Source organism: Cytobacillus praedii (assembly GCF_001439605.1).
Classification (GTDB): Bacteria; Bacillota; Bacilli; order Bacillales; family Cytobacillaceae; genus Cytobacillus; species Cytobacillus praedii.
The window spans coordinates 355273-362474 of record NZ_LMBX01000003.1 but is presented as its reverse complement, the minus strand read 5'-3'; the positions used below and the strand labels follow the sequence as shown (position 1 = coordinate 362474).

Below are 7202 nucleotides of genomic sequence, written 5' to 3'. Positions count from 1 at the left end.
TAAAAAATTAAGGACTTTTTTATAAAAAGGGGTTCGGAATGAGACCATTCCGAACCCCTTTTGTCGACAATCTGAGACAGGGCATTGCCCTGCCTTTCTTATTCAGTCATGTTTCGGAACAGATTTTTGACATCTAAATATAGCTGGTCTCTGGGACCTCCATCACGTAAATCATTATCAATTACTTTCAGGCGGTTGAATGTACTTTCATCTGTAACAACCTTACTTGTTTTTCCATTTAGATATGGCTGAACAGCCTGATTAATTTTAGCTATAGTTGCTTTTTTTTGTGCAGTATCATTAATGTCAGCTGCTATGATGACATAATTCCCATTCACGACTGATTGCACATCATTGACATTATCAACAGCTGCTGCAGCCTGATTTATTCTTTCTACCATTTCCCCATTATACGCCTCATAGTAGGAGTTGCTTGCTCTTTTATTGAAGCCCAAATGTCCATGGAAATTGGCATCATCACGCTTAAAAAGGTAGGGTTCCCCATTATCACTTACTCTTTGGGGAGCAGGTACATTTGCATTCCTGTTTTGGAGATTGTTTCTTTCATATTTGCCTTCCTCACCAAGTGTATGGTCCATCATCTCAGTCAGTGCTCCGTCATTATCGGCTCCATCGAGTAATTGAGCATTTCCACCCTTATTCCGATGGTTTTCATTTGAATAATAGCCAATTGGCTGAGCACCATCCTTATAACGCTGCTGGCCAGCAGATTCATCATTTGCACCGCAGCCTGCTAACCCTATTGACATAATCAACGTAAACGGAAGAACAATTAATTTCTTTTCCAAGCGAAAACCCTCCTTCGCTAATCAAACCAATGAGCATTATGCTCATCAGTAGGTTGCCAAAAAAGGAGGAGATTCATTCTTTAAATGATTACCAGCTCAGTCCATTTTCCATTGCAATAAACCGTTTCAGTTCCTTAATAAAGTTGTGTCTTTCATGAAATTGCCCAACAGTGATTTCTAATAATTGCTGGATTTTTGCTGGCTGTAAGTAAGTTTGTTCCCGAATTGCCCGATTCCACTCCCTGAAGAGATCTGTAGGAAATGCAAGGGCGTATATAAATCCTTTTTCATTCATATAGATAGCGAGTTCTTTATATTTAGCTAAATCTTGGAATGACCAATGGAGAAATGGAAGAATGCGATTAGCATATTGCAGGTAGTCGGAACGAGGGGTGCCAATACTTATTAAATCAAAATCAATTAAATAAATGTCTTTATTCTTCGCTCGCAAAAAATTATGATGAGCCACGTCTCCGTGCAGAATAACCTTCTTGCCGTTTTCAAATACACCTAATTCCTTCTCTATTCCTTTTAATGACCAATCAGCCCAACTAAGCATTTCATTAATTATTTCTTTCGGGACAAAATAACCGATAATCGGAAGGTTGTTCAAAAAAGAAATGGTTCTTTCCTGCCATCTTCCAACCTGGTTAAAATTTGAAATACTCCCTGCATATTGATCGACTAATTTTTCATTCGTTGCATGAAAATGCGAAAGAAGCTTTAAGCCATTTATACGATCTAGCTGCTTGTAAAAGGTAAATTCGTTTTTTGATGTTTCAATCCATTCAAGACATCCATAGTATGTTTGTTCAAATAATAAAGGGGGTTCCTTCTCTAACGAATAAAATGAATAGGCTTTTTGAAATCCCTCTCGTTTTAACGAAGTTAAAACATTTTTCTGTAAAACGAATTGATAATAGGAAGAAAAGCCTTTTAGAATAAAATCTAACCCCTCTGCTCTTACTTTATACACTTTTTTCCTTATTTGCTTCATTTCCTTAATTGGAACATGGAGTTGTTTCTGTAAATAGGAGAAGAGACGATTTTGATATAAATCGTCTCCTTCACCTTTAAACGTCAAATTCACTGCTCTCATCAAAGTTTCGTGGCATTCCAAACGCTTGCCCACCCATTTGCCCCGGACCATAAGGGTTCATTGGGAATGGTTGCGCGAATCCCATTTGCTGTCCGTATGGTGCCCCATACGGCTGTACACCAGGAACAAAGCCATGGCCGAATCCATAAGGAGACATTTGTGGCGCACCTCCGCCACATCCACAATCTGATTCTTTCACATGTTCAGTCGGCATTAATGGCATTTGGCTTTGCGAAGGCATAATTGGCATTTGGCTTTGTGAAGGCATAATTGGCATTTGACTTTGTGTTGGCATTAATGGCATTTGTGCCATATTTGGCATTTCCTCCATTACACCTTGGACCTGTGGGGCCATTTGCGGGAATCCAAATGGCATTTGACCGTATGGAACAGGACCACAAAAGCCAGATCCAGGCATGACTGGAGAAACTGGGACTAAATGAGTAGGATACGGTGGACACGGATTTGGCGGGCACGGATAGCCGTAGTTTGGCTGCATGGCAGGAGCTGTGTATGTTGGCTGAAGCGGCAATTGCTGTTGTCCCATATCCTGTGCGCCCATAACAGGTGCAGGATTCTGTGCTTGAGATGGCATCATATATTCAGGATTCATATGCGGCATTTGATGCATCGGCATGAATGGAGAGGATTCCTCATGAAATCCTGGGCTTTCCACTCCTGCCAAACCATAATTTTGGTGAGGCATTTGATGCATTGGCATCGCAGCTCCTTGAACTTGTGGATAGCCCATCTGCTGTGGATATCCCCCTTGAAAACCAGGTCCAGGCATGACTGGAGAAACAGGAAATAAATGACTTGGATAATATGGATACATTGGCTGTTCGAAACCTCCTTGTTGTGTTTCCGCAAAAGGCTCACTTTCAATTGCTTTTGGCTTTGGCGTTTTTTCAGCAATTGGTTTGATTGGTTTGACTGGTTTAATCGGTTTGGATTCGATCGGTTTAGTTTCTATCGGCTTTACTTCAGGGAGTATATTGACAGGTTTTGGCGGCAATTGAGGTGCCGGCTGCTGAACAGATAAATTAGCCATATTCATCATATAATAATTATTGATATCAATTTCAGGCATAATTGGTTTTGGCATCTTCGGAATAAATGGTTTTTTAGGAACTTCTTTCGGTATCTCAACCTGTGGTGCTGTTACTTTCGGTGCTTCTTTTTTAGGTGGTGCAGGTGCAACTGGCACTTCCTTAGGCGCTTCTACAACAGGCATTGTCTTCGGTTTCTCTTTGGCAAAAGGGTGTTCCGCTTTTGGCATTTCTTTTTTAGCACCCATATTAATTTTTGCATCCGGCATGCCTCCAATAGGAGCTTCCTTCTTCACTGATCCTCCTGCACCAGGAACTTTTATTTTCATACCGGGCATAATCATATCAGGGTTGCTGAGCTGTGTATTCATCTTTTTTAGCTCTTCAAAATTCACGCCGTACTTTTTGGCGATCTTCCAAAGAGTATCCCCTTTTTGTACGATATGGATCTTCACTCTGATCCCTCCTACTAGTCATAAGTCCATATAGTGTATGACAAAATGGGCAAATTGCTAATACTTTACATAAAAACTTATGCTTTAATTATGAGAAATATGTTTGGGTAACTAGTTACAATGTTTTTTTGGGAAGAAAAACCCTCCCGTAAAAGAAGGAGGGTTTAAACATGTGCAAGCATTCTTTCTAGTGCTAACTTAGCAAATTTAGCTTCTTTTTCATTCACTTCAATGATATTATGAAGAATCCCTTGATCAATCAATTCCAGGCACCAAGTGAGATGTGGAAGGTCAATACGATTCATAGTTAGACATGGACACATATGCGGGTTTAGAGACATTATATGCTTATCCGGATGCTCATTAATAATGCGTTTAACAAGATTCATTTCCGTCCCAATTGCCCAGGCTGACCCAGCTTCAGCACGTCCAATGGCCTCAATAATGTAATTCGTAGATCCCGCCATGTCAGAAAGTTCAACCACTTCCCGTTTACATTCTGGATGAACAATGATTTTCATTGTTGGGTAATTCCTGCGAATATCTGCCACATTTTCAACTGTAAAATTCTCATGGACGGAGCAATGCCCCTTCCATAAAATCACCTTTGCTTTCTCAACTGGTCCATCAAATTCCAATTCATCATTTATTGGATTCCAAACAGCCATTTCGTCTAGTCCAACCCCTAAATGAAATGCTGTATTTCTTCCTAAATGCTGATCTGGTAAGAATAAAATTCTTTGCTGCTGATTAAACGCCCATTTTAACATTTTTTCAGCATTTGATGAGGTAACGGTCGCACCACCATGCTGCCCAACAAATGATTTAATGGCTGCCGTTGAGTTCACATATGTTAATGGGAGGATCGTCTTTCCAAATAGCTTCCCAAGCTTATCCCACGCTCGTTCTGTTTGAAACATATCTGCCATATCAGCCATGGAACAGCCTGCACGCATATCCGGTAAATAAACCTTTTGGTTTTTTGTTGTCAAAATATCCGCTGTTTCAGCCATAAAATGGACACCACAAAAGATAATATGCTCGGCTTCCCGATTTACTTCTGCCAGCTGTGCCAGCTTTAACGAATCACCTGTTGCATCTGCAAACTGAACCACCTCATCCTTTTGATAATGATGGCAGGGAATAAATAATTTGCTGCCTAGCTTATTTTTTATAGCCTTTACTCTATCTTCTAGCTCGGATACTGTCATATTTCGATAAATTTCCGGAAGAACACTTGAATGACGATCTACTGTTTGAAAAATATTCATATCTTTGATCCCCTCGTTGATAAAAATTGATTTATCGAGCACTATTACACATTTATCTAGTAATAATTGGATTTTATCTAGCACAATTTTTAATTTATCAAGCAACTTTTAGAATTTGTCGAGCACTTCATCTTCAATCACTACTTTCACACTTATATCCAATGCCTCGACCGAATGGGTTAAAAAACCAAGCGAAATGTAATCAACTCCTGTGTCTTTATACTCGGCGATATTTTCAAGTGTGATTCCCCCTGATGCTTCGGTAATAATCCCTTCTGGAACAGATGAAATCCATTCTTTAATTTCACCTGGGAGTCTATTATCGAACATGATTACATCTGCTTTTGCTGCAATTGCTTCAAGCAATTGTTCCTCTGATTCGATCTCCACCTCAATTTTCACCATATGCCCAATCGTTTTTTGGACAGCTTTAACAGCTTCCGTAATTGAACCAGAAAAGGAAATATGGTTGTCCTTTATCATGACACCATCATAAAGGCCAAAACGATGATTATGCCCGCCCCCACATCGAACCGCATACTTTTCCAGCATTCTTAATCCTGGAGTTGTCTTTCTTGTATCACAAATTTTCGTATGTGAACTATCTAAAACAGAAATCGCTTCTCGAGTTTTGGTAGCAATCCCGCTCAATCGTTGAATGAGATTTAATATGACACGCTCTCCTCTTAATAAATGAGCTACTCTCCCTTTAGCATCTGCAAGTATTTGCCCATTTTCAACGGGATCTCCATCCTTTACTCTTAGTTCTGTTTTAATCTCTTGGTCAAGGAGAGCAAATCCCGTCCGAATAACATCTTCCCCGCAAAAAATTCCATTTGCTTTTGCTAGAAAAATAATTTCCCCCTTCTGTTCCTTGCCAAATATTTGTTCACTGGTTATATCACAGTCTCCAATATCCTCTAAAAAAAATTGCTCAAGTTGCAAGCGCAGCTTTAATTCGTTCATATTTATCCTCCTTTATTGTTTTTTTACAATGAATAATTTGTTTCCTTACCCACTTGTGATCATTTTCACTTGGATAGTCCTGGCGAAAATGCCCTCCTCGGCTTTCGGTTCGTACTAAGGCCGAGTCTGTAATTAGCCATGAAGTAATCATCATAAAAACTTGAATTAATTCTTCATTTGTTAAGTGATCAAGTTTTCTTTCTATCCAGTTTTCTATTTCAAAGCTTTCTAGCCATGATTTCTGCTTCATTAATCCTTCCTTCGTACGAATAATTCCAGCATGCTCCATCATCGAAGCCTGAATCTCCTTAATCGATGGCAATGGATCATTTATATGGCATCCATTACTTTCAGATATAGCAGGATCAAATGATTGATTTATCGATTGAGTATTTATTTTTTCAGCTAGCCTTTTCCCGAAAAACAATCCTTCAAGCAGTGAATTGCTTGCCAGCCGATTCGCGCCATGCACCCCTGAACAGGCGGCTTCCCCAATCGCGTACAATCCTTTCACACTGCTTCGGCCATTTAAATCTATTTTAATTCCACCCATTAAAAAATGACTTCCTGGCACAACTGGGATGATGCCTTTCTTTAGATCAATTCCATATTGTTCGCACAAATTTGTGATTGTTGGAAAGCGATTAACAAAATGATCTACTTCTGAAATATCTAGGAAGATTGGCTTTCCCTTTTTTATATAGCTAAATATGGTTTGAGATACGATATGTCTTGGGGCAAGATCACGGAGTGGATGTATCCCGTCCATAATCGGGAGTCCTTCCTTTGTTATCAAACGGGCACCCTCACCTCTTACTGCTTCAGAAACTAATCCAACCGCTTTCCCCTCTGTATAAAGAAGAGTAGGGTGAAACTGAATAAATTCCATGTCTGTTATTTCTGCCCCAACTCGATAAGCAAGTGCAATTCCATCTCCAACAGCCGTTTCTGCATTTGAAGTATAGCTGTACAGCTGTCCACATCCACCAGTTGCGATAACAATATGTTCGGCAAAAAAATGATCTACTTTCCCATTTGAATATTTACCTTTCGCTCCAATGCATCGGTTACTGCATTCATCCATTAGTAGTTCATACACAAAAATATTTTCTATGATTTTGATATTCTGATTCATATTCGAAGTCATAAATTGAATAATTGTTCGTCCTGTGGCATCCCCGCCTCCATGTACGATTCTATGTTCAGAATGCGCCCCTTCCATCCCAAGTAATAAATCTCCATTTACATCCTTATCAAAAGAACAGCCTTTTTCATTTAATTCTTGTATCAGAGAAGGAGCTTGCCTTGTTAGTTCACGAACTATGTTCGGATCATTATGGTGCCTCCCAGCTTCAAGTGTATCGATAAAATGTTTTTTAGGATCATCCTTTTCTCCAATCGCCGCTGCAATTCCACCCTGAGCTAGATTAGAATTGCTTTTACTAATTTTCGATTTTGTGAGAACTATCACATTTAAATCATGGCGAAGGCTATTTGCTAATTGCAATGACGCAATCCCACTGCCGATAATGATGACATTAGCCTGTTTCATT

General features: G+C 39.6%; 6 protein-coding genes. All 6 read right to left on the bottom strand.

Going from position 1 to position 7202, the window contains the following annotated elements; all coding sequences use genetic code 11:
• Window positions 1-98: 98 nt before the first annotated feature.
• On the bottom strand, window positions 99-809 hold the full coding sequence (locus ASU02_RS05320) for a YhcN/YlaJ family sporulation lipoprotein (RefSeq protein ID WP_057761726.1): 711 nt from the start codon (window positions 807-809) through the stop codon (window positions 99-101).
• An 88-nt stretch (window positions 810-897) separates the two neighbouring features.
• Window positions 898-1929 (bottom strand): phosphotransferase family protein, encoded by a 1032-nt coding sequence (locus ASU02_RS05315; RefSeq protein ID WP_232426154.1) that lies wholly within the window; start codon window positions 1927-1929, stop codon window positions 898-900.
• Window positions 1883-3412: a SafA/ExsA family spore coat assembly protein gene (safA, locus tag ASU02_RS27175; protein WP_057761721.1), complete on the bottom strand. Its 1530-nt coding sequence runs from the start codon at window positions 3410-3412 to the stop codon at window positions 1883-1885. The genes ASU02_RS05315 and safA overlap by 47 nt, the downstream gene beginning before the upstream one ends.
• Before the next feature lie 164 nt (window positions 3413-3576).
• Window positions 3577-4683, bottom strand: coding sequence for a quinolinate synthase NadA (nadA, locus tag ASU02_RS05305; protein ID WP_057761719.1), 1107 nt, complete (start codon window positions 4681-4683; stop codon window positions 3577-3579).
• Window positions 4684-4791: 108 nt separating this feature from the next.
• Window positions 4792-5649 carry a carboxylating nicotinate-nucleotide diphosphorylase gene (gene nadC, locus ASU02_RS05300; RefSeq protein WP_057761717.1) on the bottom strand — a complete coding sequence of 286 codons (858 nt, stop codon included), beginning with the start codon at window positions 5647-5649 and terminating at the stop codon, window positions 4792-4794.
• Window positions 5618-7201 carry an L-aspartate oxidase gene (gene nadB / locus ASU02_RS05295; RefSeq protein WP_057761715.1) on the bottom strand — a complete coding sequence of 528 codons (1584 nt, stop codon included), beginning with the start codon at window positions 7199-7201 and terminating at the stop codon, window positions 5618-5620. The genes nadC and nadB overlap by 32 nt, the downstream gene beginning before the upstream one ends.
• Window position 7202: the final 1 nt, after the last annotated feature.